General features: G+C 61.4%; 22 protein-coding genes and 2 pseudogenes. 20 read left to right on the forward strand and 4 right to left on the reverse strand.

The genetic code is table 11. The features are described 5' to 3' along the window. Positions 1 to 62 precede the first annotated feature (62 nt). On the reverse strand, positions 63 to 1,109 hold the full coding sequence (locus AC1DUP_RS35240) for an ABC transporter substrate-binding protein (RefSeq protein WP_113311865.1): 1,047 nt from the start codon (positions 1,107 to 1,109) through the stop codon (positions 63 to 65). Between the two features lie 272 nt (positions 1,110 to 1,381). Here AC1DUP_RS35240 and AC1DUP_RS35245 point away from each other — a divergent pair, with 272 nt between their 5' ends. The 5 genes from AC1DUP_RS35245 (at position 1,382) to AC1DUP_RS35265 (ending at position 5,883) form a co-directional block, all read left to right on the forward strand. After that, positions 1,382 to 2,407: a LacI family DNA-binding transcriptional regulator gene (locus tag AC1DUP_RS35245; protein ID WP_113311866.1), complete on the forward strand. Its 1,026-nt coding sequence runs from the start codon at positions 1,382 to 1,384 to the stop codon at positions 2,405 to 2,407. 100 nt (positions 2,408 to 2,507) lie between these two features. After that, the gene (locus tag AC1DUP_RS35250) at positions 2,508 to 2,945 is read left to right on the forward strand and encodes a GNAT family N-acetyltransferase (RefSeq protein WP_113311867.1); all 438 of its coding nucleotides are present in this window, start codon (positions 2,508 to 2,510) and stop codon (positions 2,943 to 2,945) included. Next, the gene (locus tag AC1DUP_RS35255; RefSeq protein ID WP_113509011.1) at positions 2,942 to 3,568 is read left to right on the forward strand and encodes an NAD(P)H-dependent oxidoreductase; all 627 of its coding nucleotides are present in this window, start codon (positions 2,942 to 2,944) and stop codon (positions 3,566 to 3,568) included. The genes AC1DUP_RS35250 and AC1DUP_RS35255 overlap by 4 nt, the downstream gene beginning before the upstream one ends. 40 nt (positions 3,569 to 3,608) lie before the next feature. Next, positions 3,609 to 5,051 carry a MocR-like pyridoxine biosynthesis transcription factor PdxR gene (gene pdxR / locus AC1DUP_RS35260; protein ID WP_113311868.1) on the forward strand — a complete coding sequence of 481 codons (1,443 nt, stop codon included), beginning with the start codon at positions 3,609 to 3,611 and terminating at the stop codon, positions 5,049 to 5,051. A gap of 106 nt (positions 5,052 to 5,157) precedes the next feature. Further along, positions 5,158 to 5,883, forward strand: a complete 726-nt coding sequence (locus tag AC1DUP_RS35265; protein ID WP_113311869.1) for an NAD-dependent epimerase/dehydratase family protein — start codon at positions 5,158 to 5,160, stop codon at positions 5,881 to 5,883. 152 nt (positions 5,884 to 6,035) lie between these two features. Here the strand turns inward: AC1DUP_RS35265 and hutC (AC1DUP_RS35270) are convergent, their stop codons facing one another. Further along, positions 6,036 to 6,761 carry a histidine utilization repressor gene (gene hutC, locus AC1DUP_RS35270; RefSeq protein ID WP_113311870.1) on the reverse strand — a complete coding sequence of 242 codons (726 nt, stop codon included), beginning with the start codon at positions 6,759 to 6,761 and terminating at the stop codon, positions 6,036 to 6,038. 57 nt (positions 6,762 to 6,818) lie between these two features. Beyond that, the gene (locus tag AC1DUP_RS35275) at positions 6,819 to 8,165 is read right to left on the reverse strand and encodes a formimidoylglutamate deiminase (RefSeq protein ID WP_113311871.1); all 1,347 of its coding nucleotides are present in this window, start codon (positions 8,163 to 8,165) and stop codon (positions 6,819 to 6,821) included. A gap of 125 nt (positions 8,166 to 8,290) precedes the next feature. On the opposite strand from AC1DUP_RS35275, the gene hutI reads away from it, so the two are divergent. The 5 genes from hutI to AC1DUP_RS35300 are packed head-to-tail and all read left to right on the forward strand — an operon-like array spanning position 8,291 to position 14,177. Next, entirely contained in the window at positions 8,291 to 9,550 is a 1,260-nt protein-coding gene (gene hutI / locus AC1DUP_RS35280) for an imidazolonepropionase (RefSeq protein WP_113311872.1), read from the forward strand. Continuing rightward, positions 9,547 to 11,082, forward strand: coding sequence for a histidine ammonia-lyase (hutH, locus tag AC1DUP_RS35285; RefSeq protein ID WP_113311873.1), 1,536 nt, complete (start codon positions 9,547 to 9,549; stop codon positions 11,080 to 11,082). Before hutI ends, hutH begins: the two co-directional genes overlap by 4 nt. A gap of 1 nt (position 11,083) precedes the next feature. After that, a complete protein-coding gene (gene hutG / locus AC1DUP_RS35290; protein ID WP_113311874.1) occupies positions 11,084 to 11,884 on the forward strand; it encodes an N-formylglutamate deformylase in 801 nt (266 codons plus the stop codon). A 16-nt stretch (positions 11,885 to 11,900) separates the two neighbouring features. Then, positions 11,901 to 13,589, forward strand: a complete 1,689-nt coding sequence (gene hutU, locus AC1DUP_RS35295; protein ID WP_477837112.1) for a urocanate hydratase — start codon at positions 11,901 to 11,903, stop codon at positions 13,587 to 13,589. 3 nt (positions 13,590 to 13,592) lie between these two features. Further along, positions 13,593 to 14,177: a HutD family protein gene (locus tag AC1DUP_RS35300; protein WP_113311876.1), complete on the forward strand. Its 585-nt coding sequence runs from the start codon at positions 13,593 to 13,595 to the stop codon at positions 14,175 to 14,177. Positions 14,178 to 14,227: 50 nt separating this feature from the next. Here AC1DUP_RS35300 and hutC (AC1DUP_RS35305) read toward each other — a convergent pair whose 3' ends face one another. Continuing rightward, the gene (gene hutC / locus AC1DUP_RS35305) at positions 14,228 to 14,983 is read right to left on the reverse strand and encodes a histidine utilization repressor (protein ID WP_113298982.1); all 756 of its coding nucleotides are present in this window, start codon (positions 14,981 to 14,983) and stop codon (positions 14,228 to 14,230) included. Between the two features lie 191 nt (positions 14,984 to 15,174). Between hutC (AC1DUP_RS35305) and AC1DUP_RS35310 the strand changes: the two genes are divergently transcribed. The 10 genes and pseudogenes from AC1DUP_RS35310 to AC1DUP_RS35355 form a co-directional block, all read left to right on the forward strand. Further along, positions 15,175 to 16,017 carry a transporter substrate-binding domain-containing protein gene (locus AC1DUP_RS35310; RefSeq protein ID WP_113311877.1) on the forward strand — a complete coding sequence of 281 codons (843 nt, stop codon included), beginning with the start codon at positions 15,175 to 15,177 and terminating at the stop codon, positions 16,015 to 16,017. Positions 16,018 to 16,121: 104 nt separating this feature from the next. After that, a complete protein-coding gene (locus AC1DUP_RS35315; protein ID WP_113298984.1) occupies positions 16,122 to 16,847 on the forward strand; it encodes an ABC transporter permease subunit in 726 nt (241 codons plus the stop codon). Between the two features lie 10 nt (positions 16,848 to 16,857). Then, the gene (locus tag AC1DUP_RS35320) at positions 16,858 to 17,562 is read left to right on the forward strand and encodes an ABC transporter permease subunit (RefSeq protein ID WP_113311878.1); all 705 of its coding nucleotides are present in this window, start codon (positions 16,858 to 16,860) and stop codon (positions 17,560 to 17,562) included. A 26-nt stretch (positions 17,563 to 17,588) separates the two neighbouring features. Then, the gene (locus tag AC1DUP_RS35325; protein ID WP_113311879.1) at positions 17,589 to 18,365 is read left to right on the forward strand and encodes an ATP-binding cassette domain-containing protein; all 777 of its coding nucleotides are present in this window, start codon (positions 17,589 to 17,591) and stop codon (positions 18,363 to 18,365) included. Continuing rightward, entirely contained in the window at positions 18,362 to 19,855 is a 1,494-nt protein-coding gene (locus AC1DUP_RS35330) for an HAL/PAL/TAL family ammonia-lyase (protein ID WP_113311880.1), read from the forward strand. Before AC1DUP_RS35325 ends, AC1DUP_RS35330 begins: the two co-directional genes overlap by 4 nt. A 10-nt stretch (positions 19,856 to 19,865) precedes the next feature. Beyond that, positions 19,866 to 20,996, forward strand: coding sequence for an N-methyl-L-tryptophan oxidase (gene solA / locus AC1DUP_RS35335; protein WP_113311881.1), 1,131 nt, complete (start codon positions 19,866 to 19,868; stop codon positions 20,994 to 20,996). Between the two features lie 243 nt (positions 20,997 to 21,239). Next, positions 21,240 to 21,567: pseudogene (locus AC1DUP_RS35340) on the forward strand (CoA transferase subunit A); the annotation flags it as partial. Positions 21,568 to 21,589: 22 nt separating this feature from the next. Then, positions 21,590 to 21,970, forward strand: a pseudogene (locus AC1DUP_RS35345) (CoA-transferase); the annotation flags it as partial. Positions 21,971 to 22,076: 106 nt separating this feature from the next. Beyond that, positions 22,077 to 22,220: a hypothetical protein gene (locus tag AC1DUP_RS35350; RefSeq protein WP_477837120.1), complete on the forward strand. Its 144-nt coding sequence runs from the start codon at positions 22,077 to 22,079 to the stop codon at positions 22,218 to 22,220. 13 nt (positions 22,221 to 22,233) lie between these two features. After that, positions 22,234 to 22,386, forward strand: a 153-nt coding sequence (locus AC1DUP_RS35355) for a thiolase family protein (RefSeq protein ID WP_477837118.1), incomplete at its 3' end; no start/stop codon positions are given.

Genomic DNA, 22,386 nt, shown 5'->3' on the forward strand with positions numbered 1-22,386 from the left:
GCCCTTCCTGCCATAGGGGCATCCGGCCGCGACGAACGCGGCCGGAGCTCACTCAAGCGCGTTTAGTTGGTGATGCCAAGCTTCTTGCAGCCTTCGGCATATTCGCCGGTGCAGATCTGCTCAGGCGTCTGGATCTTCTTGTCGAAGATCTCGGCCTTGATGTTCTCCGCAGTCACGACGGCGGGAACGAAAAGCTGCGACGGCGTATTGTAGAGCGTCGTCTTGGCCTCAGGCTTTTCGCCCTTGATCATCTGCACCGCCACATTGGCGGCAGCAGCAGCAACGATCTCCGACGGCTTGGAAATCGTGTTGTACTGGTCGCCGGAAATGACGAGCTGAAGGGCTGCGATCGTCGCATCATTGCCAGTGACCGGCGGAACCGGCTTCACGCCGGCGGCCTTGAAGGCGGCGATCGCACCACCTGCCGTGCCGTCGTTGGCGGCGACGACGCCCTTGATGTCGGCGCCAAAACGGGTGATCTGGCCTGCAGCCCATTCCTGTGCCTTCGGCGGCGCCCATTCCGGCGTGTCATATTCGGCCAGCGTCTTGTAGGCGGATTCCTTGAGGCCACGATGAACACCGTCACGGATGAGGCCGGCAGCCGCATCGGTCGGTGAGCCGTTGATTTCCAGCACCCCAGCTCCGTCAGCGACACCAGCTGCCTTCAGGTGCTCGACGAGCGACTTGGCGATCGCATAGCCGATGCCTTCATTGTCGAAGGAGACGTAATAATCTGCCGGCTTGTCCGGGATCGGGCGGTCATAGGCGATGACCTTGACGTCCTGGGACTGGGCGATTTCGACGAGACCGGCCGCAGCGGCAGAATCCACGGGATCGAGAACGATCACCTTTGCGCCCTGGGCGATGACCGAATTGAATTGCTGCTGCTGCAGCGAGGCATCGGCATTGGCGTTCTGGTAGATCACCGTGCACTTCGCGCAAAGCTTCTCCATCTCGGCCTTGAAGCCGGGGAAGTCGTGCTGCTCGTAGCGGGTGGATGCCTGGTCGGGCATGAGGAAGGCGACGGTCGCCGCTTCCTGGGCCGAGGCCATGCCGGCAAAACCGATGAAAACGGTCGCCGAGGCCATAAGCAAATTGCGATAATTCATTTTCTCCTCCTTGGTGTGATCGATAGACAGGCCCAGGCATTGCTGGAAGTCACCACGGCTCGCCCGCTCGCCGCCGCCGTCGCCGCCATGAAAACGACGAGCAAAGCGTCCCCGCAAAAGGACAACCTCTCCGTAGCTTCTTAGAAATACCTCCCTGTACCGGTCCGTTGACCGGTTTGTATCATCGATTGCGCAAGCTTGCTCAATCGATGAAGCAAGAATTGCCACTTCTGTCGATTGATGTCAAGTTAGGCCAAATGGAGAAAGACATTTTGAATCACGTCAAACAGACGAAGAGGACAACGATCTATGATCTGGCGGCCCTTGCCGGCACATCGGCCAGCGCCGTCAGCGCTGTGCTCAACGGCAACTGGAAGAAGCGCAGGATCAGCAGCCAGCTTGCCGAAAAGATCATGCGGATCGCCGAGGAACAGGGTTATGCGCTGAACATGCAGGCGAGCCTGCTAAGGCGTGAAAAGTCCCACATCATCGGCATGATCGTGCCGAAATACGATAACCGCTACTTCGGCTCGATCGTCGAACTCTTCGAAGACATGGCGCGTGCGCGCGGCCTTTTCCCGATCATCACTTGCACACGCCGCGACCCGGAGCTCGAGGTCGAGGCGGCGCGCACCATGCTGTCCTACCAGGTCGAATGCCTGATCGCGACGGGCGCGACCGATCCCGACCGGATCACCGAAATGTGCGCGGCCGCAGGCGTGCGCAGCCTCAATCTCGACCTGCCCGGCGCGCTCGCCCCGTCGGTCATATCGGACAACTTTGCCGGTGCCCGCGAGCTGACGTGCCGCATTCTGAAAAACAGCGAGCAGCGGCTCGGCAAGATGGAGCCGCTGCTCTTCATCGGCGGCCGCGGCAGCGACCACAACACGGCCGAACGTATCCGCGGCTTCCGCGCGGCCCATGCCGACCTCGGCGTTGCCGTTCATGAAGAGGATATCCTTGCCTGCGGCTATGCGCCGGAAAAGGCTGAAAAGGCATTGGACGAGCGCGCCCTTCAGGCCAAGGCACTACCCAAGGGCATGTTCATCAATTCGACGATCTCGCTTGAAGGCGTCATGCGCTGGATCCGCCGCTCCGGTCATCTCGACGACCGCAGCCTCGTACTCGGCTGCTTTGACTGGGACCCCTTCGTCACCCTGCTCGGCAACGGTATCGAGATGGTGCGCCAGGATGTGCCGGGCATGTTGAACAAAGTGTTCGAGCTCATCGAATCCGGGGCGAACAAGCCTATCGTCATCCAGGTGCCGCCGCTCATTCCGGAAGCGCAGGACGCTTGATCGCTTTTTATTGGCCCAGTCGATCTCTCGATTCTTGGTTCTGTTGACCGGGCCAAGGACGGCTTAGCTCTTGTCGATCTCAATTCAGCAAGAGCAGGACATGATCTTCAAGCATATCGAAACCAGAGAGGATATTGCCGAGAGCTTTCCTGTCATGCGCGAGTTGCGACAGCACATCGACGATGCCGACATCTATCGCGAGCGCATCGAGCGGCAGCAGTGCGAGGGCTACAAGCTTCTCGGCGTATGGCAGGATGGCAAGCTCTCGGGACTGGCCGGCTATCGCCATCTCGAAAACCTCATCTATGGCCGCTTCACCTATATAGACGACCTTGTGGTCAGCCATGAGAGCCAACGCTCTCAATTCGGCGCGGGCCTGATTGCCGAGGTGCGAAGGCTGGCAAAAGCCGATCGCCGCGTCTTTCTGGTGCTCGACACCGGGCTCGCCAATTCCCTCGCCCAGCGCTTCTACTTCCGCAACGGGCTTCTTTCCCGCGGCCTGCATTTCAGTCAGGCTCTGGAGGAGACCGGCGCATGAAGACCATCCTGCTTCTCAATGCGAGCCCCATGGGCACGGCATCGCGCGCCTATACGCTGGCGAAAAAGGCAGCCAGCAATCTGCTCAGCGCCTACTCCGACACTGCACTCGTCGAACGCGACCTTTCGCGCCTCCATGCTTCACCGATCAGGGCAGCCTATGCCGACGCGATCATCGGCCAGGCTGAACATGACGCGCCCGATTTTGCCGCATCGGAAATGCTGATTCGTGAGGTCGAGATCTGTGATTATCTGATCGTCGCCACACCCATGCATAATTTTTCGGTGCCGGCATCGCTGAAACTCTGGATCGACTATGTGCTGCGCGGCGGGCGCAGCTTTACCTATCGGGATGGCTATAAGGTCGGCCTGCTCGCCGATCGCCCGACGCTCATCGTCGTCGGTTCGGGTGGGGTCTATCACGGTCCGCAGGCCCGCCAGCCCGACTATCTCTCTGCCTATCTCACCCATGTTCTGGCGACGATCGGCCTTGAGGATGTGCGCTTCATCCGCCTGCAGGGTTTGGTGAGACCGGATGTTGCCGAGCAAGCCCTGGCGCAGGCCGATCGCCAACTTGCTGCCGATCCAGTCTTCGGTCTAACGTCTGCCCTCATGGGATCGTAGCGCCGGCAGCACACGCGCTGTCTTGAAAAGAACGGCTGTCATGGCGAAGCAAAAACCGGAAGACGCCACCAGCATCACGCTTTCGTCCGAAGATATCAGGCCGATCTACCTGCAGGTGACAGCCCGCTTCAAAGCGGCCATCGCCGAAGGCAGGCTGGCGCCCGGAGACAGGGTGCCCTCGGTGCGGGCGCTGGCGAGCGAACTCGGGCTGTCGCGCGGAACGGTCAACCTCGCCTATCAGATTCTGGCCGAGGAAGGCTATTTCGAGTTTCGCGGCACCGCCGGTACCTTCGTCGATGCGCGACGGCCTAAAGCGAGTGCGCCATCCGCGCCAATATCGATTGCAAGCAGCGAAGGGCTCAAACAGTGGCCCGAAGTCCGACCCCTGCAGCTCGGCCTTCCCGCACTCGACGCCTTTCCGCTAAAGACCTGGAGCAGGCTCGTCAATCGGGAGGCGCGGAAGGTGGGGGCAGAAAAGCTCGCCTATCCAGGGCCTGCCGGCCTCATGGCACTGCGTGAGCATATTGCGGCCTACCTCACCTTCTCACGCGGCATTGCCTGCCGGCCGGAACAGGTCTTCGTGACATCAGGCCATCGCGCCAGCCTCGATCTCATCATGCGCACACTCTACCAACCGGGCGACGGCATCTGGTTCGAAGATCCAGGCTATCCCATCGTTCGGGAATTCCTGCTGTCGCTGAAGACCAGGCTTCATCCGGTGCCTGTCGATCAGGACGGCATGGTGGTGGAAGAAGGCCGACGGCGTGCGCCCGACGCGCGTTTTGCCGTCGTCACGCCTGCCAATCAGAGCCCGCTTTGCGTGATGATGTCGATGGAGCGCCGCGCCGAGCTGCTCAAATGGGCGGAGGAAGGGCAGCGCTGGATCGTCGAGGACGATTACGACAGCGAGTATCGCTACAATCGCCGGCCGCCGCTATCGCTGAAAGCCATGGACCGGAACGAACGTGTGTTGTTTACCGGCTCGTTCAGCAAGGTTCTCTTTCCGGCGCTCCGGCTCGCCTATCTCGTCGCGCCGCTGTCGGAGGTCGGCAATTTCGAACGCGCCAGCCGGTTTATGAGCGCCGGTTGCCCGGAATTCCATCAGGCCGTCGTCGCCGAATTCATGGAGCAGGGTTATTTCATCCGCCATCTGAAGAAAATGCGCTCGCTCTATGCCGAGCGCCGAGAGTTTCTGGCCGATGCCCTGCGCGAGGTTTTCGGCGACGGGATCGCGATTGTCTCGCCGCCTGCCGGGCTGCATCTCGTCGTGCAGATCAGGGGAGTGGGGTCACTCTACAGCAAGATCGGGGAGCTGGCCCACGCTGAAGGTTTGGGCCTGCAGCCGCTGTCGTCGTGGCAGATGGGATCGCCCTCTATCGGCGGCCTGCTCCTCGGGTTCACCAATGTAGCAAACCGGCAGACGGCCCGATCGCTTTGCATCAGGCTCAAGGCTATCTGCACAGCGGTTGCCGATCACGGATGAAGCTGGCCTTGGTCTAGTCCAATTGAGGCTTTTTGTCTCTGTTTCGCGGGCCAAGCGTATGGGATAGCGCCTTATCTAATCGTGATAGAATTTCGAGGAATACCCAATGGCTGAAACCATCTTTCTTGCCGGTGCGACTGGCGCGATCGGACGCAGGCTTGTCCCCATGCTCAAAGAGGCCGGTTTTCAGGTTTACGGCACGACCCGAAAGCCCGAGCGTCAGGACCATCTGCGCCAGGCGGGTGCCATACCTGTCGTCATCGATGTCTTCGATGCTGCGGCACTCACCGAAGCCCTACGGCAGGCAAAACCTGACATCGTCGTCCATCAACTAACCGACCTTCCCTATGGCCTGGAGCCGGCGCTGATCGAGGAGGGGCGCATCCGCAATGCCCACCTGCGCGAAGTGGGAACCAAGAATCTTGTCGACGCCGCTGTTAAGGCCGGGGTGAAGCGGCTGATCTCGCAAAGCATCGCCTGGGCTTATCAGACAGGTGCCACGCCGCTCACCGAGAAGACGCCGCTTCAGGAGAGCGCGGTGGCAATCAGGACGCTTGAAGCGCTTACGCTCGGCACTACCGGCATTGCCGGGACGGTGCTGCGATATGGCCTGCTCTATGGGCCTGCAACCGGCTCCGACGCTCCGAACGGGCCTGTGACCGTGCATGTCGAGGACGCTGCGCGCGCTGCCCTGCTGGCCGTCCAGACAGCTGTGGGCGGCGCCTTCAACATTGTCGATTCAGGCGGGCCGGTTTCCAATGCCAAGGCCGGATCGGTGCTGGGCTGGGTTCCGAAAAACGGAATTGGGAACGGTCCAGCATCTACGGTTTGATCGTAAGCGTCGACTTTCGCAATACCCTGAATTTGGGGATGTTGACGGCGCTGAAACCGCTTTCTATGGGAAACTGTCGACCCAGTGCGGCGGCAATAACGGGCGTCCGGTCATACGAGGTGACCGGACGCTTTTTAGTTTATGGTTCCGGCCTATTTCACCGCTTCCGGCGTAAAACGCGCATAGAGCGCGTGGCTATTGCCGGGGTAGACGAAGCGCACATGCGTAACCGGGCCGGACTTGTTCCAGGTGCGTCGTTCGACAACGAGGCACGCGGTTGACGCCGGGATGGACAGCATGGCGCCTTCCTCCTCATCGACGCCGATTGCAAAGATCTTGTGCTCGGCCGTACTCCACGGAACCTGGCTCAGCAACCAGGGACCGGGGGCCGTTTCCTCGAATTCCTCGCCGGCTGCTTCGGGCACCGTTTGCAGGTTGATGAGCCGCTTTTCCAGGCAAAAGGGCTTCGCTCCGGCATAATGCGTGCAGACGATTTCGACGAGGCTGGAATTCTGCTGCAGATCGAGCATCTGCCGGTCCAGGGCCTGCGCCTTCCTGCGGACACGCTTTGCGACCTTGAAGGAATAGGCGAGGTTTAGGGACTGGACCTCCGCCTTAATATCGTGGATTTCGAGCACCGCGGACTGCGCCTGCGGCTGCATGACGAAGCTGCCGGATTTCTTGCGGCGCTCGATAAGCCCGGCCTTCACAAGCTGGGTCAGAGCCTTGTTCACCGTCATCCGCGAACAGTCGTATTGCTTCGTCAGCTCTATTTCGAATGGAATGCGATAACCCGGCGGCCATTCGCCCGAGACGATGCGACCTTCGATATCCGTGAGGATGCGCTGGTGTAAGGTCGTTTCCTTGGGTTCATTCATCGTCACGCTCCGGCTCTTTTCTCGCTGTAACGCCGAAGCAGCGGGGAGGAAAGATCGTCATGCCGCCAAGAGCTCGTTCATGGCGGCAATGAAGCGGCGGTCAATCTGGTCCCGACGCCGATGGCGGCCGTTTTCTACCTGCTTGCGGCCGCGTGCCCAGACCCTATCGACCGTGACGCCGCCGGCAAAGATCCAGTGATCCAACAGCTGGTTTTCAGAGAGATAAGGAACGGCGCCCGTATCAAGCGACAGCATGTCGGCATAATTGCCGGCCAAAAGACCGGCCGGCGCCTTCAGCGCCGCACCGCCGCCGGTAAGCGCCTGCTCGAACAGGGCCTGACCGGTGGAGCCGCCACTCGATGCAATGACATTGCGGGCGCGGAGCGCCAGGCGCTCGGAATATTCGAGCTGGCGCAGCTCTTCGGAAATGGAAATCAGAATGTTGGAATCCGAGCCGATGCCGAAGCGCCCACCATCGGAAAGGAAAGGCGGCGCGGAAAAGGTGCCATCGCCGAGATTGGCCTCGGTAATCGGGCAGAGCCCGGCAATGGCGCCGCTTTTTGCCATGCGGCGGGTTTCGTCCTCGGTCATATGGGTTGCATGGATGAGACACCAGCGCTGATCGACCGGTGCATGGTCGAGCAGCCATTGGACGGGTTTGGCGCCGGACCAGGCGAGGCAATCCTCGACTTCCTTGACCTGTTCGGCGACATGAACGTGGATCGGGCCATCGCCGGCGAGGTCGATGGCGACCGAGAGTTCCTCCGGCGTGACGGCCCTGAGGCTATGCGGCGCGACGCCGAGTTCGGCGCCTTCAAGCTTGCCGGTGATCTGCCTGCAGGCTTCCATCAGCCGCACAAAACTTTCGGCGGAATTGATGAAGCGGCGCTGCCCTTCGATGGGTGCTGCCCCGCCGAAACCGGAATGGGCATAAAGCACCGGCAACAGCGTCAATCCGATTCCGGTCTCCGCACTTGCGGCACCAATCCGTTCGGCCATCTCGGCGATATTGGCATAGGCACCGCCGTCCTTGTCATGATGCAGATAGTGGAATTCGCCGACACGGCAGAAGCCGGCTTCCAGCATTTCCATATAAAGCTTGGCGGCCACCGCCTCGACATGCTCGGGCGTCATCGACAGCGCGAATTTGTACATGACTGTGCGCCAGCTCCAGAAGCTGTCATTGGCCGGACCACGGACTTCCGCAAGGCCGGCCATGGCCCGCTGAAAGGCATGGCTGTGGAGATTTGGCATGGCAGGAAGGAGAACGGCATGGCGCTCGTCGCCGACATCAGGCGCGACATCTGTCTCGATTGCAGCAATCCGCCCGCCTGAAAGCGTCAGGCGCACATTCTTGCGCCAGCCTTCGGCCAGCAAGGCAGTCGTCGCATGAAGTTTCGTCATGATTGCTCCCCTTCCTTCTTATGAAGCCCGTCCGCTTGCCTTTGTGCACAGGGCCATAAATTTCCACTTGTCACCACTGTTATTATGTATATACATATTCACCCATAAAGAAAGGCGTAAAGCTGATGAGTGGGAACAAATTTTCTAGATCGAGCCGCGGTTCGAGCACCCGTTCGCTTTGGCGCAATGCGCGCCTGGCGACACTGCGGGAGGATCTTTCGGGCCTCGGCATTGTCGAAAAAGGTGCCATCGTTTCCGAGGGCGGGCGCATCCTGTTTGCCGGGCCGGAAGGCGACCTCCCCTCCTCCCTGATCGAGACAGCAGAGATCATCGACCTTGAGGGCCGCTGGGTCACGCCGGGCCTTGTCGACTGCCATACGCACATCGTCAATGGCGGCAATCGCGCCCGCGAATTCGAAATGCGCCTTGAGGGCGCCACCTATGAAGAAATTGCCCGGACCGGCGGCGGCATCGTCTCCTCGGTGAAGGCAACCAATGCGCTGTCCGTCGAGGGACTGGTCGAGGCGACGCTGCCGCGGCTGGATACGCTGCTGTCGGAAGGTGTCACCACGATCGAAATCAAATCCGGCTATGGCCTCAATATCGAGGCGGAACTGAGGATGCTTCGGGCCGCGCGAGCACTTGGAACGGTCCGCCCGATACGCGTCGTCACCTCCTATCTCGGCGCTCACGCGACGCCCGTCGAATACAAGGGACGAAACCAGGATTACATTTCCGATGTCGTCCTGCCCGGACTGGAACAGGCACACGCGGAAGGCCTCGTCGACGCGGTCGACGGCTTCTGCGAAGGCATCGCCTTCTCGGTGAATGAGATTGGCCGAGTCTTCGACAAGGCCCGCTCGCTTGCTATTCCCGTCAAGCTCCATGCCGAACAGCTTTCCAATCTCGGCGGCGCCAAACTCGCTGCTTCCTATGGCGCGCTTTCGGCCGATCATCTGGAATATCTGGATGAGGATGGCGCGCGGGCAATGGCTGCGGCCGGCACCGTTGCCGTTCTGCTTCCGGGCGCCTTCTATGCGATCAACGAAAAGCAGAAGCCCCCGGTACAGGCCCTGCGCCAGGCCGGCGTGCACATCGCAATCGCCACGGACTGCAACCCCGGCACCTCACCGCTGACCTCGCTGCTCTTGACCATGAATATGTCGGCCACACTCTTCGGGCTGACCGTGGAAGAATGCATTGCCGGGGCGACCCGCGAAGGTGCCCGCGCGCTTGGCCTGCTTGGAGAAACCGGCACGATCGAAGCCGGCAAGTCCGCCGATCTGGCGATCTGGAACATCGAGAGCCCGGCCGAGCTCGTCTACCGCATCGGCTTCAACCCACTCTATGCGCACATCTTCAAGGGCCAGAGGATCAACCGATGACCATCACCCTCCATCCGGGTTCCGTTTCACTTCAGGACCTCGCAACCATCTACTGGACCGGCGTTCCGGCAAAGCTCGAACCGTCCTTTGATGCGGGGATCCTCAAGGCAGCAAAACGGATTGCCGAGATCGCCGCCGGCAATGCGCCGGTTTACGGCATCAACACCGGCTTCGGCAAACTCGCTTCGATCAAGATCGACAGCGCCGATGTGGCCACACTCCAGCGCAATCTCATCCTGTCCCATTGCTGTGGCGTCGGCGAGCCGCTGCCGGAAAATGTGGTTCGCCTGATCATGGCGCTGAAGCTCGTTTCTCTCGGCCGCGGCGCCTCCGGCGTGCGGCTCGACATCGTGCGGCTGATCGAAGCGATGATGGCGCGGGGCGTCATCCCGGTGATCCCGGAAAAGGGTTCTGTCGGCGCCTCCGGCGATCTTGCGCCGCTGGCCCATATGACGGCCGTGATGATGGGTCATGGCGAGGCGTTCTTCGGCGGCGAAAGGCTGCATGGCGCAACCGCGCTTGTCAAAGCCGGGCTTCAGCCAGTCGTATTGGCCGCGAAGGAAGGGCTGGCGCTCATCAACGGCACGCAGACCTCGACGGCCCTGGCGCTGGCCGGTCTTTTCCGGGCGCACCGGGCAGCGCAATCGGCGCTGATCACCGGAGCCATGTCGACCGATGCCGCCATGGGCTCATCGGCACCGTTCCATCCGGATATCCATACGCTGCGCGGCCATCGTGGCCAGATCGATACGGCGGCGGCCCTGCGGGCGCTGCTTGAAAACTCGGCGATCCGCCAGAGCCATATCGAGGGTGATGAGCGCGTTCAGGATCCCTATTGCATCCGCTGCCAGCCGCAGGTCGACGGCGCCTGCCTCGATCTCCTGCGCTCGGTCGCCCGCACGCTGGAAATCGAAGCCAATGCGGTGACCGACAATCCGCTGGTCCTGTCAGACAATTCGGTCGTCTCCGGAGGCAATTTCCACGCCGAGCCCGTGGCCTTCGCCGCCGACCAGATCGCCCTTGCGGTCTGCGAGATCGGGGCGATCGCGCAGCGCCGTATCGCACTGCTGGTCGATCCTGCCCTTTCCTACGGCTTGCCGGCCTTCCTCGCCAAGAAGCCTGGGCTCAATTCCGGCCTGATGATCGCCGAGGTCACGTCTGCCGCACTGATGAGCGAGAACAAGCAGATGTCGCATCCGGCTTCTGTCGATTCGACGCCGACATCGGCCAATCAGGAGGATCATGTCTCCATGGCCTGCCACGGTGCGCGACGGCTTCTGCCAATGACCGAAAACCTCTTCAGCATCATCGGCATCGAGGCGCTCACCGCCGCACAGGGGGTGGAGCTTCGCGCACCGCTCGCAACGAGCCCGGAGCTCAAGAAGGCGATCGCCGCCATCCGGGCCTCTGTGCCCTCGCTTGAGGAAGACCGCTACATGGCGAACGACCTGAAGGCGGCCACCGTGCTCATTGCCGGCGGCAGCCTCAACGCATCCGTTTCAAGCGGCATTTTGCCCGTTCTGGAGATCTGACATGTCCGTTTTCGAGGTCAAGCAAGGCACCTGCCCCGTCATCCTCGGCTTTCCTCATACCGGCACCGACGTGCCATCCGACATCTGGGAGCGGCTGAATGACCATGGCCGGCTGCTTGCCGATACCGACTGGCACATCCACCATCTCTATGACGGCCTGCTCGACAGCCCGACCGTCGTGCGCGCCACCTTCCACCGCTATGTGCTTGATGCCAACCGCGATCCCTCAGGCATCAGCCTCTATCCCGGCCAGAACACGACCGGGTTGATTCCGGAAACGGATTTTGACGGCAAGGCGATCTGGAAGACGGGAGCGGAGCCGACCGAAGCCGATATCGCCACGCGGCTGCGCGAATACCATGCGCCCTACCATGCCGCCCTCGCAGCCGAGATCGAGCGGGTCAAAGCCATTCACGGGGTTGTCGTGCTCTACGACTGCCACTCCATCCGCTCGCACATCCCCTTCCTCTTCGAGGGCAAGCTGCCGGATTTCAATATCGGCACGGATATGGGCAAGACCTGCGATCCGGCAATCGAACAGGCGACCGTCGCCATCGCCGCGGCCGCGACGGGTTATGACAGCATTCTGAACGGCCGCTTCAAGGGCGGTTGGACGACGCGCCATTACGGCAGGCCGGAAACCGGCGTGCACGCCATCCAGATGGAGCTTGCCCAATCCACGCATCTTGCAACCGAGGCACCGCCCTTCGCCTATGACGAGGAGGAGGCCGACAATCTGCGCATCCATCTCAAATCCATCCTGACGCAGATCGAAGAGATCGCGCTCGGTCTGAAACGCTAAACAAGGGAACATCATCATGACCGTAAACCCGCGCCACAATATCCGCGACGTCCGTGCGCCGCGCGGCGATCAGCTGAACGCCAAGAGCTGGATGACCGAAGCACCGCTGCGCATGCTCATGAACAATCTCGACCCCGATGTCGCCGAAAACCCGCACGAGCTTGTCGTCTATGGCGGCATTGGCCGCGCCGCCCGCACCTGGGACGATTTCGACCGTATCGTCGCAACGCTGAAGACGCTGAACGAGGACGAGACGCTGCTCGTTCAGTCCGGCAAGCCGGTCGGCGTCTTCCGCACCCACAAGGATGCGCCACGTGTCCTGATCGCCAATTCCAATCTCGTGCCGCACTGGGCGACCTGGGATCATTTCAACGAGCTGGATAAGAAGGGCCTTGCCATGTACGGCCAGATGACGGCCGGCTCGTGGATCTATATCGGTACGCAGGGGATCGTCCAGGGCACTTACGAGACCTTCGTCGAAGCCGGTCGCCAGCACTATGACGGCAATCTCACGGGCAAGTGGATCCTGACCGGCGGACTTGGCGGCATGGGCGGCGCACAGCCTCTGGCCGCCGTCATGGCCGGCGCCTGCTGCCTTGCCGTTGAATGCGATGAAACCCGCATCGATTTTCGCCTCCGTACCCGCTATGTCGACGAAAAGGCCCATACGCTGGACGAAGCGCTTGCCATGATCGACAAATGGACCAAGGCCGGCGAAGCAAAGTCGGTTGGTCTCGTCGGCAATGCCGCCGAAATTTTCCCGGAACTCGTTCGTCGCATGAGGGCAGGCGGCCCGCGGCCCGACATCGTCACCGACCAGACCTCTGCGCATGATCCGCGCAACGGCTACCTGCCGGTCGGCTGGACCGTTGCCGAAGCCAAGGCCAAGCGCGAAAGCGATCCGAAGGCCGTAGAGGTCGCCGCACGCGCCTCGATGAAGGCGCATGTGGAGGCGATGGTCGCCTTCTGGGATGCCGGTGTTCCCACACTCGATTACGGCAACAATATCCGCCAGGTCGCCAAGGACGAGGGCCTGGAAAACGCGTTCGCCTTCCCCGGCTTCGTGCCCGCCTATATCCGGCCGCTCTTCTGCCGCGGCATCGGTCCGTTCCGTTGGGCAGCGCTCTCGGGCGATCCGGAAGATATCTACAAGACCGATGCCAAGGTGAAGGAGCTGCTGCCCGACAACAAGCACCTGCATAACTGGCTCGACATGGCGCGCGAGCGCATCGCCTTCCAGGGCCTGCCGGCACGCATCTGCTGGGTCGGTCTCGGCGACCGCCACCGCCTCGGCTTGGCCTTCAACGAGATGGTCAGGAACGGTGAACTGAAGGCGCCCGTTGTGATTGGCCGCGACCACCTCGATTCCGGCTCCGTCGCCTCGCCGAACCGCGAGACGGAAGCAATGAAGGATGGCTCGGACGCCGTCTCCGACTGGCCGCTCTTGAACGCTCTGCTCAACACTGCCTCAGGCGCCACCTGGGTTTCGCTGCATCATGGCGGCGGCGTCGGCATGGGCTTCTCGCAGCATTCCGGCATGGTCATCTGCGCCGATGGCACTGACGATGCGGCCCGCCGCCTGGAACGGGTACTTTGGAACGATCCGGCGACCGGTGTCATGCGCCATGCCGATGCCGGCTATGACATCGCCATCGATTGCGCCAAGGAAAAGGGCCTTCGCCTGCCCGGTATCCTCGGAAACTGAGCCATGAAGGTCCTGCGGGCTGCCGATCACAAGCGCATGCCGTGGAAGAACGGCGGCGGCGAAACGGTGGAAATCGCCATTTCGCCCGAAGGTGCCGGGCTTGCCGATTTCGACTGGCGGGTCAGCATGGCAAGCGTCGCCTCCGACGGGCCTTTTTCCATCTTTCCCGGGATCGACCGCACGCTGTCGATCCTGGAAGGCAATGGCATGCGGCTCCTCATCGAGGGGCGCGATCCGGTGCTGTTGACGCAGGAAAGCGATCCACTCGCCTTTGCCGCCGACATTGCGGTCTCGGCAACGCTGCCTGATGGAACGATCACCGACCTGAACGTCATGACCCGGCGCAGTATCGTCAGACATGTTGTCGCGCGGCTCAAGATCGATGGCGGGAGAAGTGAGGAGTTTGCGCAGGCAACCTTCATGCTCTTCTGCGCCAACGGAAACCTAACGGTGCACGCAGGCACGGAGAGGATCGAGCTTGGCGCCGGTGATGCGCTGCTGTTCGAAGACAGCAAAGGGGACAGGCTGAGCCTCGACGGTCGGGCGCTTTTCTACGCCATTTCAATCGACAGGGCGGAAAAGCCATGAACGCTGCTGGAAACACCGCTTTTTCGGACCAAGTTCCATATACAACTGGATCATTCCTCGAAGATCTTGCCGCTGCGCGTTTCCAGCCTGTAGCGGTGTCCGGGATAGACGAGACGGGCGGTGGAAACCACCTGACGGGCCGACCAGGTGCGGCGGCGGATGGCAAGGCATGGCTCATTCTGCAGGATTGTCAGCAGCTTGCATTCCCAGGCGCGCGGCACCACCGCCTCGACGATATGCTCCGACGCGCTGAGGGGTGCGGCTGCCGTCAGATAGGCATTGGGCGTCAGCGTCGAAAAGTCCTGCGCCAGATAGTCCGGCACCGCCCCCGGATTGACGAAGCGATCCTCGATCTGAACAGGTACGCCATTCTCGCTATGGACGATGAGCGAGTGGAAAACAGGGGCACCAATCTCAAGCTCCAGCGCATCAGCAACCTCCGGGGAGGCCGTCTCCTCAGCCAGAACGATGACATCAGCCTCATGCACGTGGCCGCGCTCAGCGATCTCGTCGGCGATATTGCGCACCTCGAAGAGCGCCGAATACCCCTTGCGTTCCGCAACGAAGGAACCGACGCCCTGGATGCGGAGGAGTTCGCCCTCGTTCGCCAATTCGCGGAGCGCCCGGTTGGCGGTCATCTTGCTGACGCCGAGCTCCACCACCAGCTCGTTTTCGGAGGGAACGCGGTGGCGCGGCGGCCATTCGCCGCTGCGGATCCGGTCGAGAATGACCTGCTTGACGCCAGCATAAAGCGGGCCACCGTCATTCTCCGCCAGTTCGCGTTTCATCTCGCCGGAACGCTTCATTGCCTATTCCCTTTGCATGAGTGGAATCTGCCTTTTAAATCGACTTTCCACTTGCATATCATAAAATATTTCATATGGTACCCTATACAACCTGCCGATCCTAGAATGAAACGAAGGATCAGGACGGGCAAGCCGGCAAAGATCGGCATTCATGCCGCAAGGTCTGTCCAATCTCAGAGGAGATCACATCAATGAAGCTCAGCACGATACTTCTTTCCTGCGCGATGACGGCAGCCGCCTTTGCGGCTCCTGCCGCCGCCAAGGACTGGACGGAGGCGACCATCACGCTCGAAGGCGCCTACGCTCCCTGGAACCTCACCAATGCCGACGGCTCGCTCGGCGGCTTCGAACCGGAGCTTGCCAAGATCCTGTGCGAACGCGCCAAGATCGAATGCACCCTGGTCGCATCCGACTGGGACGGCATGATCCCGGCGCTGAATGCCGGCAAGTTCGACGTCATCATGGATGCACTGTCGATCACAGATGAGCGCAAGCAGGTCATCGACTTCACCATTCCCTATGCCGCGACGCCGGCAGCCTTTGCCACCGCCAAGGACAGCCCGCTTGCCAATGCCGCCGGCACAGGTGCTACGATTAAGATGACGCCCGGCCAGACCGGCGTAAAGGAAATCGACGCACTCAAGGAAGTCTTCAAGGGCAAGACGATCGGCATCCAGGCGGCAACCGTCTACGCCAAGTTCGTCTATGACAATTTCGGCAGCATCGCCGAAATCCGCGAATACAAGACGGGCGCCGACCGCGATCTCGACCTTCAGAACGGCCGTATCGACCTCGGCTTCGACGATGCCGTCTACTTCGCCAACGCTTTTGCATCCGCTAACGACACGCTCGCCTTTACCGGTCCGGAAATCGTCGGCTCGATCTGGGGTGAAGGCGAAGGGCTCGGCATCCGTAAGGCCGATACGGACCTGCGGGACAAGCTCAGCGAAGCCATCAAGTCGACACTTGCCGACGGTACGGTCAAAAACCTCTCCATGAAGTGGTTCAAGGTCGACGTCAGCCCGCAGAACTAAGCTTTCGACAGAATGCCGCGTCCCGTGGTCTCCGCTTTGTGATCGGAGACCACGTGCTATTCTGACCGCCCGTCATAACGACGACGACAGCGCTGGGAAGGCCCATGGCGACACTCGAACTCATTGGTTTCGGCTCAACAGGATGGGGAGCATTTCTGCTTCTCGGCACGCTGTTGACACTCAGCGTCACCGCCACCGCGCTGGCGATCGGTGCGGTGCTCGGCGCGATCATCGCGGCGGCTAAACTCTCCGGTAATTTCGCGCTCGCCACGATCGGCCATATCTACACCACAGTCTTTCGCGGCGTGCCGGAGCTGTTGATCATCTATCTGATCTATTTCGGTGGCTCCTCAGCCATTACCGCGATCGGCCAGTCGATGGGCTATGAGGGCTTTCTCGGCCTGCCGTCCTTCGCTGCCGGTGCGCTTGCGGTCGGCATCATCTCCGGCGCTTATCAGGCCGAGGTCTATCGAGGCGCCTATAACTCAATTTCCAAGGGCGAACTCGAGGCCGCCTCGGCGATCGGCATGCATCGCGGCCTCAGGTTTCGCCGTATCATCATTCCCCAAGTCCTGCGCCTTGCCATCCCTGGCCTCGGCAATGTCTGGCAGCTCAGCTTGAAGGATTCGGCGCTGATTTCGGTGACGGGCCTTGCCGAGCTGATGCGATCGAGCCAGGTCGCCGCCGGTTCTACCCGACAATATTTCTTCTTCTATATCGTCGGCGGCGCGCTCTACCTGATCCTCACCAGCCTGTCGGACCGTGTCTTCAACGGCGCCGAGCGCAAGGCCAATCGCAGCATGCCCGCCTCGGCCATGGGCCAGGCATAGGGAGAGTCAGATGGATATCGCTTTCCTCTCCAGCGCCATGATCACACTCCTGAAAGCGGTGCCGACGACGCTCATCCTGTTCTTCCTGTCGATCTTCTTCGGTGGGCTGTTGGCGCTCGTCATCGTCACCATGCGCGTTAGCGGCAATCCGGTCCTCTCCGGCTTCGCCAAGGGCTATATCTTCGTTTTCCGCGGCTCGCCGCTCCTGATCCAGATGTTTCTGGTCTTTTACGGGCTCGGCCAGTTCGGCGTCATCCGCTACTCCTTCCTCTGGCCGTTCCTGCGCGAACCCATGGTCTGTGCGGTTCTCTCGCTTGCACTCTGCACGGCCGGTTATTCCGCCGAAATCTTCCGCGGCGGCATCCGCGCCGTCTCACCAAAGGAAATCGAGGCTGCCCGCGCCATCGGCATGTCCGGTTTCCTGATGGTGCGCCGCATCCTGGCGCCGATCGCCTTCCGCCATGCGCTGCCGGCCTATTCGACTGAGATCGTGCTGATGATGAAATCGACGGCACTTGCGAGCCTGGTCACGGTCTGGGAAGTGACGGGGGTGGCGCAGCGGTTGATCTCTCAGACCTACCGGACGATGGAGGTCTTCCTCTGTGCCGCCATCATCTACCTCGTTTTGAACTTCATCATCCTGCAGGGCATGTCCCTCCTGGAATATTGGCTGTCCCGACATCGCCGCGCCATTCCGCCGGCGCTGAAGGCTTGAACCGACTGAACGTGATTGGAGCTTCCATGCCCGGCGTAACCCGACTTTCGGTCCGCAATATCAGAAAGAGCTTCGGCACGCATGAGGTGCTGCGCGGCATATCGCTCGATGCCGAAGATGGCGACGTCATCTCGCTGCTCGGCGCCTCCGGCTCCGGCAAGTCCACCTTCCTGCGCTGCATCAATCTGCTTGAAGTGGCGAGCGACGGTGAAATCTGGGTCGACGGTGAACATATCCAGATGATCCACAAGAACGGCAAGACCAAGCCGGCGAGCCAGAAGCAGGTCGATCACATCCGCTCCGAACTCGGCATGGTCTTCCAGTCCTTCAATCTGTGGTCGCATATGACCATCCTGCAGAATGTCATCGAAGGACCGGTCCATGTGCTGAAGCGGCCAAGGGCTGAATGCATCGCCGAAGCCGAAGCGCTGCTCGAGAAGGTCGGCATTGCCGACAAGCGCCATGCCTACCCGGCGCATCTTTCGGGCGGCCAGCAGCAGCGGGCGGCCATTGCCCGTTCGCTCGCCATGAAACCGAAGGTCATGCTGTTCGACGAGCCGACGTCGGCGCTCGATCCGGAACTGGTCGGCGAAGTGCTGCGCGTCATGCGCGCGCTCGCCGAAGAGGGCATGACCATGCTCGTCGTCACCCACGAAATGAGTTTTGCCCGCAATGTGTCGAACCGCGTCGTCTTCATGCGCGAAGGGCTGGTCGAAAGCAGCGGCACGCCGAACGAAATGTTCAGCGGCGGCGCATCGCCGGCCTTCCGGCAGTTCATCGGCCATTTCGGAAGCGGCCAATGACCATCACTATTAAGACTGTGCTTGGCTGGCGCGATATCGCGCGCATGGCCGAGGGCGAGACATTGGCGCTGTCGCAGCCGGCCTGGGATCGCATCATCAATGCAAGCCGGATCGTCGAGCGCATCGTCGAGACCGGCGTGCGGGCCTATGGCATCAATACCGGCGTTGGCGCGCTGTCCGACACCGTGGTCGATCGCGCCTCGCAGAGCAGGCTGTCGCGCAACATCATCCTCAGCCATGCCTGCGGCATCGGCGCATTGCTGGCGCCGCGCGAAGTACGAGCCATCATCGCAGCGCAGATCGCCAATTTTGCCCACGGGCATTCCGGTGTGCGCGCCGAGATCGTCCAACATCTCATCGCTTTTCTCGAAAAGAATTGCATTCCCGACGTTCCCTCGAAAGGGTCGGCCGGTTACCTCACCCACAACGCCCACAATGCGCTGGTTCTTATCGGCGAAGGCAGCGCCAGTGTTGCTGGCACGCGCATGAGCGGCCGGGAAGCGCTTGCCGCCATCGGCCTCGAACCCCTGGTGCTCGGCGCCAAGGAGGGGCTGAGCCTCGTCAACGGCACGGCCTGTGCGACCGGGCTTGCAAGTGTTGCCCTGGCGCGCGCCGAGCGGCTTCTCGACTGGGCCGATGCGATCGCGGCACTCACGCTTGAAGCGGCCGGTTGCCAGATCGCGGCTTTCGACGCGGCCGTACTGGCGCTCCGCCATTCGAAGGGCATCGGCCATGTCGGCGCGTCGTTGCGTGCCCGGCTTGCCGGTAGCGAGCTCATCGCTGCAGCCCATGGCAGGCGCACGCAGGATGCGCTCAGCCTGCGTGCGGTGCCACATGCCCATGGTGGCGCGCGTGATGTCTTCGATGCCTCGGCATTCGTCGTTAATCAAGAGCTTGCCTCCGTCACCGACAATCCCGCCGTGTCAGGCACGCCGGAACAGCCAATCGTCTCGTCGGAAGCACATGCCGTCGCACCGGCGCTTGCGCTGGCAGCCGACAGTCTGGCAACGGCGCTTGCACAGGTCTCTGCCATGAGCGAGCGGCGCATGGACCGTCTCGTCAATCCGCTGGTGAGCGGCCTGCCGCCATTCCTGGCGAGCGATGCCGGCAGCAATTCGGGCTTCATGATCGCGCAATATACGGCAGCCGCCCTCGCCAACGAGAACCGACGGCTTTCAGCACCGGCCTCCACCGATGGCGGCATAACATCCGGCCTGCAGGAAGATTTCCTGGCGCATCCGACCCCGGCCGCCAACAAGCTTCTGGCGCTGATCGACAATGCCGAATATATCCTGGCGATCGAACTGATGGCAGCTGCACAGGCCCACGAATTCCTTGTTGGTACCGGCTCGAGAGCGCCGGGCACCGATGCTGTCTACAAAGCCGTTCGCGCGATCGTTCCCCCCTACGCCGATGATCGGCCGCTTTCGCACGACATCGAGACTCTGCGCAGGCTGGTCAGCAAGGCTGCAGCGCCGGCAATATCCTGAGGAGACGTTCATGACCGCTCACTTCGACGTCGCCGTGATCGGCCTCGGTGCCATGGGAAGTGCTGCGCTCGCCTTTCTCGCGGCCCGCGGCGTCAAGGCGATCGGTTTCGATGCCTATTTTCCCGCCCATGCGTTGAGTTCTTCACATGGCGACAGCCGCCTGATCCGGCTAGGCTATTTCGAGGACCCGTCCTATGTTCCACTGCTCAAGCGCGCCTACCTGAACTGGCGGTCGCTGGAAGACCGCCTGCAGACGGACATTCTGACGATCACGGGCGTCCTGCAGATCGGCGCACCAGACAGCAAGATCGTTGCCGGCACGCGCGCCTCTTCCGAACTCCACGGACTTGCCTATGAGGCGCTGGACAAGGCGGAGATGGCGCGCCGCTTTCCGGCCTTCCAGCTCGACGACCACGAGATGGCATTGCTCGACCCGCAGGGCGGCTATCTTCGCCCCGAGGCGGCAGTCATGGGCTACCTGAGGCTTGCCGTTGAGGACGGTGCCGTCCTGCATTTCGGCGAGAAGGTAACGACAATCGAGCCCGATGATGCCGGTGTGACGATCATCTCTGAAACCGGGCGGTATCGTGCAGGGAAAATCATTGTGGCAACCGGATCGTGGATTGCCGAACTGATACCCCAACTGAAGCAGGCCGCCGTGCCAATCCGTCAGGTCGTTGCCTGGTACCAGCCGCAGGATGATTTCGCGACGCAACCGCGGCGCATGCCCTGTTTCCTGCGGGACGAAGGCGCGGAAGGCACCTATTTCGGTTTTCCCGCCATCGGCGTCGATGGGGTGAAGGTCGGCAAACACGCACATTTCCGCGAGCCGATCGATCCTAACAAGCCAAACCCGCCGGTCAACGATGCCGATCGGGATTTGCTTGACAGCTTCATCAGGAAGCGCGTTCCGGGCGCAACAGGTCTTCGCATGAAGGCAGCGACCTGCCGCTATACGATGCTGCCGAGCGAGGATTTTCTTCTCGACCATATACCGGGCGAAAGGAACATTGTCGTCGCCTCTCCCTGCTCCGGCCATGGCTTCAAGTTCACCAGCGTCGTTGGTGAAATCCTGGCGGACCTTGCCGTTCATGGGCAGACCGATCTGCCCATCGACGCCTTCTCCTTCGCCAAGGTCTAGAACGGCGGGCGGCGGCTCGCGAACGGCAGCCCGGGGAGCATCTGCGGCTCGGCGAGCCGCCTGCGAGCGAAACTCGTGAACGATCTCAAGATCATCGCTCGCGTCGATCTCGCCGAAACGCAGAACGCCAAATTCACTGATCTGTCTCTTGTTCGAACGGACAGTACCGCTAAGGAGATCGGAAGGGCCGGAGGAAGAGCAACGTACTGCCTGACATTGCGAGCCTAGGGTCAAACATCTAACGAAGGCAAGGAAGTGCGTCGCTTTGGTGAAGACGATTATGTCATGGAGACAGGCCTGTTAGCGGACATCGCCCTCGTGCATGCCTGGAAGGGGGGACCTGGAAGGCAATCTCGTCTACCGGAAGACGGCACGCAATTTCAATCCTGTAATGGCAACGGCTGGCCATCTGACGGTCGCCGAGGTCGAACATCTGGTGCCAGCCGGTGAGATCGATCCCGACCACATCCATACGCACGGCATCTTCGTTCAGAAGATCGTTAATGTGCCTGCTGCGGAAAAGCGCCTCGAGAAGCGTACGGTAAGAACAAGACAGAGAGAGGTCGCCTGACATGGCCTGGACGTGCGAACAAATGGCGGCCCGCGCCGCCCGCGAACTGCAGGACGGCTTCTACGTCAATCTTGGGATCGGCATTCCAACGCTGGTCGCCAACTTCATTCCCGAGGGGATGGAGGTAACGCTCCAGAGCGAGAACGGCATGCTTGGAATGGCCCCCTTTTCCTTTTGAAGGGGAAGAGGATGCGGATCTGATCAATGCCGGCAAGCAGACGATCACGCAGCTTTCGAAAACCAGCTATTTTTCTTCCGCCGACAGTTTTGCGATGATCCGGGGCGCGGACATATCGATCTGTCGATCCTCGGCGCGATGCAGGTTTCCCAAAGCGGCGATCTGGCAAACTGGATGGTTCCCGGCAAGATGGTAAAGTGCATGGGCGGCGCCATGGATCTCGTGGCCGGCGTCAAACGCGTGGTCGTCGTCATGGAGCATGTGGCCAAGGGGGGAACCCAAGCTGCTCAACGAGTGCACCCTGCCGCTGACCGGCAGACGCGTGACCGATATGGTCATCACCGATCTCGGCGTTTTCCGCGTTGCCCGCGCCGGCCCGCCGCAATTGACTTTGATCGGATTGGCTGACGGCGCCTCAATCGCTGAGATCAAGGCCATGACCGAAGCGCCGTTTGATGTCGACTTGACTGATTGAAGAGGTAGAACCCATGTCCACACACTCCGTCGTCATCGCCAGCGCAGCGCGCACCGCTGTCGGTTCCTTCAACGGTGCTTTCGGCACAGTTCCCGCTCACGAGCTCGGGGCGGCGGCCGTCAAGGGCGCGCTGGAGCGGGCAAATGTCTCCCCTGAAGAGGTGGAC

The organism is Rhizobium sp. 01L419 (assembly GCF_056400025.1).

Bases quoted from the DNA above. Each gene is read 5' to 3' on its own strand.
- AC1DUP_RS35275 (WP_113311871.1), bottom strand. From the start codon at position 8,165: ATGACGAAACTTCATGCGACGACTGCCTTGCTGGCCGAAGGCTGGCGC.
- AC1DUP_RS35265 (WP_113311869.1), top strand. From the start codon at position 5,158: ATGGCTGAAACCATCTTTCTTGCCGGTGCGACTGGCGCGATCGGACGC.
- hutG (WP_113311874.1), top strand. From the start codon at position 11,084: ATGTCCGTTTTCGAGGTCAAGCAAGGCACCTGCCCCGTCATCCTCGGC.
- AC1DUP_RS35350 (WP_477837120.1), top strand. From the start codon at position 22,077: ATGGTCATCACCGATCTCGGCGTTTTCCGCGTTGCCCGCGCCGGCCCG.
- AC1DUP_RS35250 (WP_113311867.1), top strand. From the start codon at position 2,508: ATGATCTTCAAGCATATCGAAACCAGAGAGGATATTGCCGAGAGCTTT.
- AC1DUP_RS35330 (WP_113311880.1), top strand. From the start codon at position 18,362: ATGACCATCACTATTAAGACTGTGCTTGGCTGGCGCGATATCGCGCGC.
- hutC (WP_113298982.1), bottom strand. From the start codon at position 14,983: ATGAAGCGTTCCGGCGAGATGAAACGCGAACTGGCGGAGAATGACGGT.
- AC1DUP_RS35240 (WP_113311865.1), bottom strand. From the start codon at position 1,109: ATGAATTATCGCAATTTGCTTATGGCCTCGGCGACCGTTTTCATCGGT.
- hutC (WP_113311870.1), bottom strand. From the start codon at position 6,761: ATGAATGAACCCAAGGAAACGACCTTACACCAGCGCATCCTCACGGAT.
- AC1DUP_RS35320 (WP_113311878.1), top strand. From the start codon at position 16,858: ATGGATATCGCTTTCCTCTCCAGCGCCATGATCACACTCCTGAAAGCG.
- solA (WP_113311881.1), top strand. From the start codon at position 19,866: ATGACCGCTCACTTCGACGTCGCCGTGATCGGCCTCGGTGCCATGGGA.
- hutH (WP_113311873.1), top strand. From the start codon at position 9,547: ATGACCATCACCCTCCATCCGGGTTCCGTTTCACTTCAGGACCTCGCA.
- hutU (WP_477837112.1), top strand. From the start codon at position 11,901: ATGACCGTAAACCCGCGCCACAATATCCGCGACGTCCGTGCGCCGCGC.
- AC1DUP_RS35325 (WP_113311879.1), top strand. From the start codon at position 17,589: ATGCCCGGCGTAACCCGACTTTCGGTCCGCAATATCAGAAAGAGCTTC.
- hutI (WP_113311872.1), top strand. From the start codon at position 8,291: ATGAGTGGGAACAAATTTTCTAGATCGAGCCGCGGTTCGAGCACCCGT.
- AC1DUP_RS35255 (WP_113509011.1), top strand. From the start codon at position 2,942: ATGAAGACCATCCTGCTTCTCAATGCGAGCCCCATGGGCACGGCATCG.
- AC1DUP_RS35310 (WP_113311877.1), top strand. From the start codon at position 15,175: ATGAAGCTCAGCACGATACTTCTTTCCTGCGCGATGACGGCAGCCGCC.
- pdxR (WP_113311868.1), top strand. From the start codon at position 3,609: ATGGCGAAGCAAAAACCGGAAGACGCCACCAGCATCACGCTTTCGTCC.
- AC1DUP_RS35315 (WP_113298984.1), top strand. From the start codon at position 16,122: ATGGCGACACTCGAACTCATTGGTTTCGGCTCAACAGGATGGGGAGCA.
- AC1DUP_RS35300 (WP_113311876.1), top strand. From the start codon at position 13,593: ATGAAGGTCCTGCGGGCTGCCGATCACAAGCGCATGCCGTGGAAGAAC.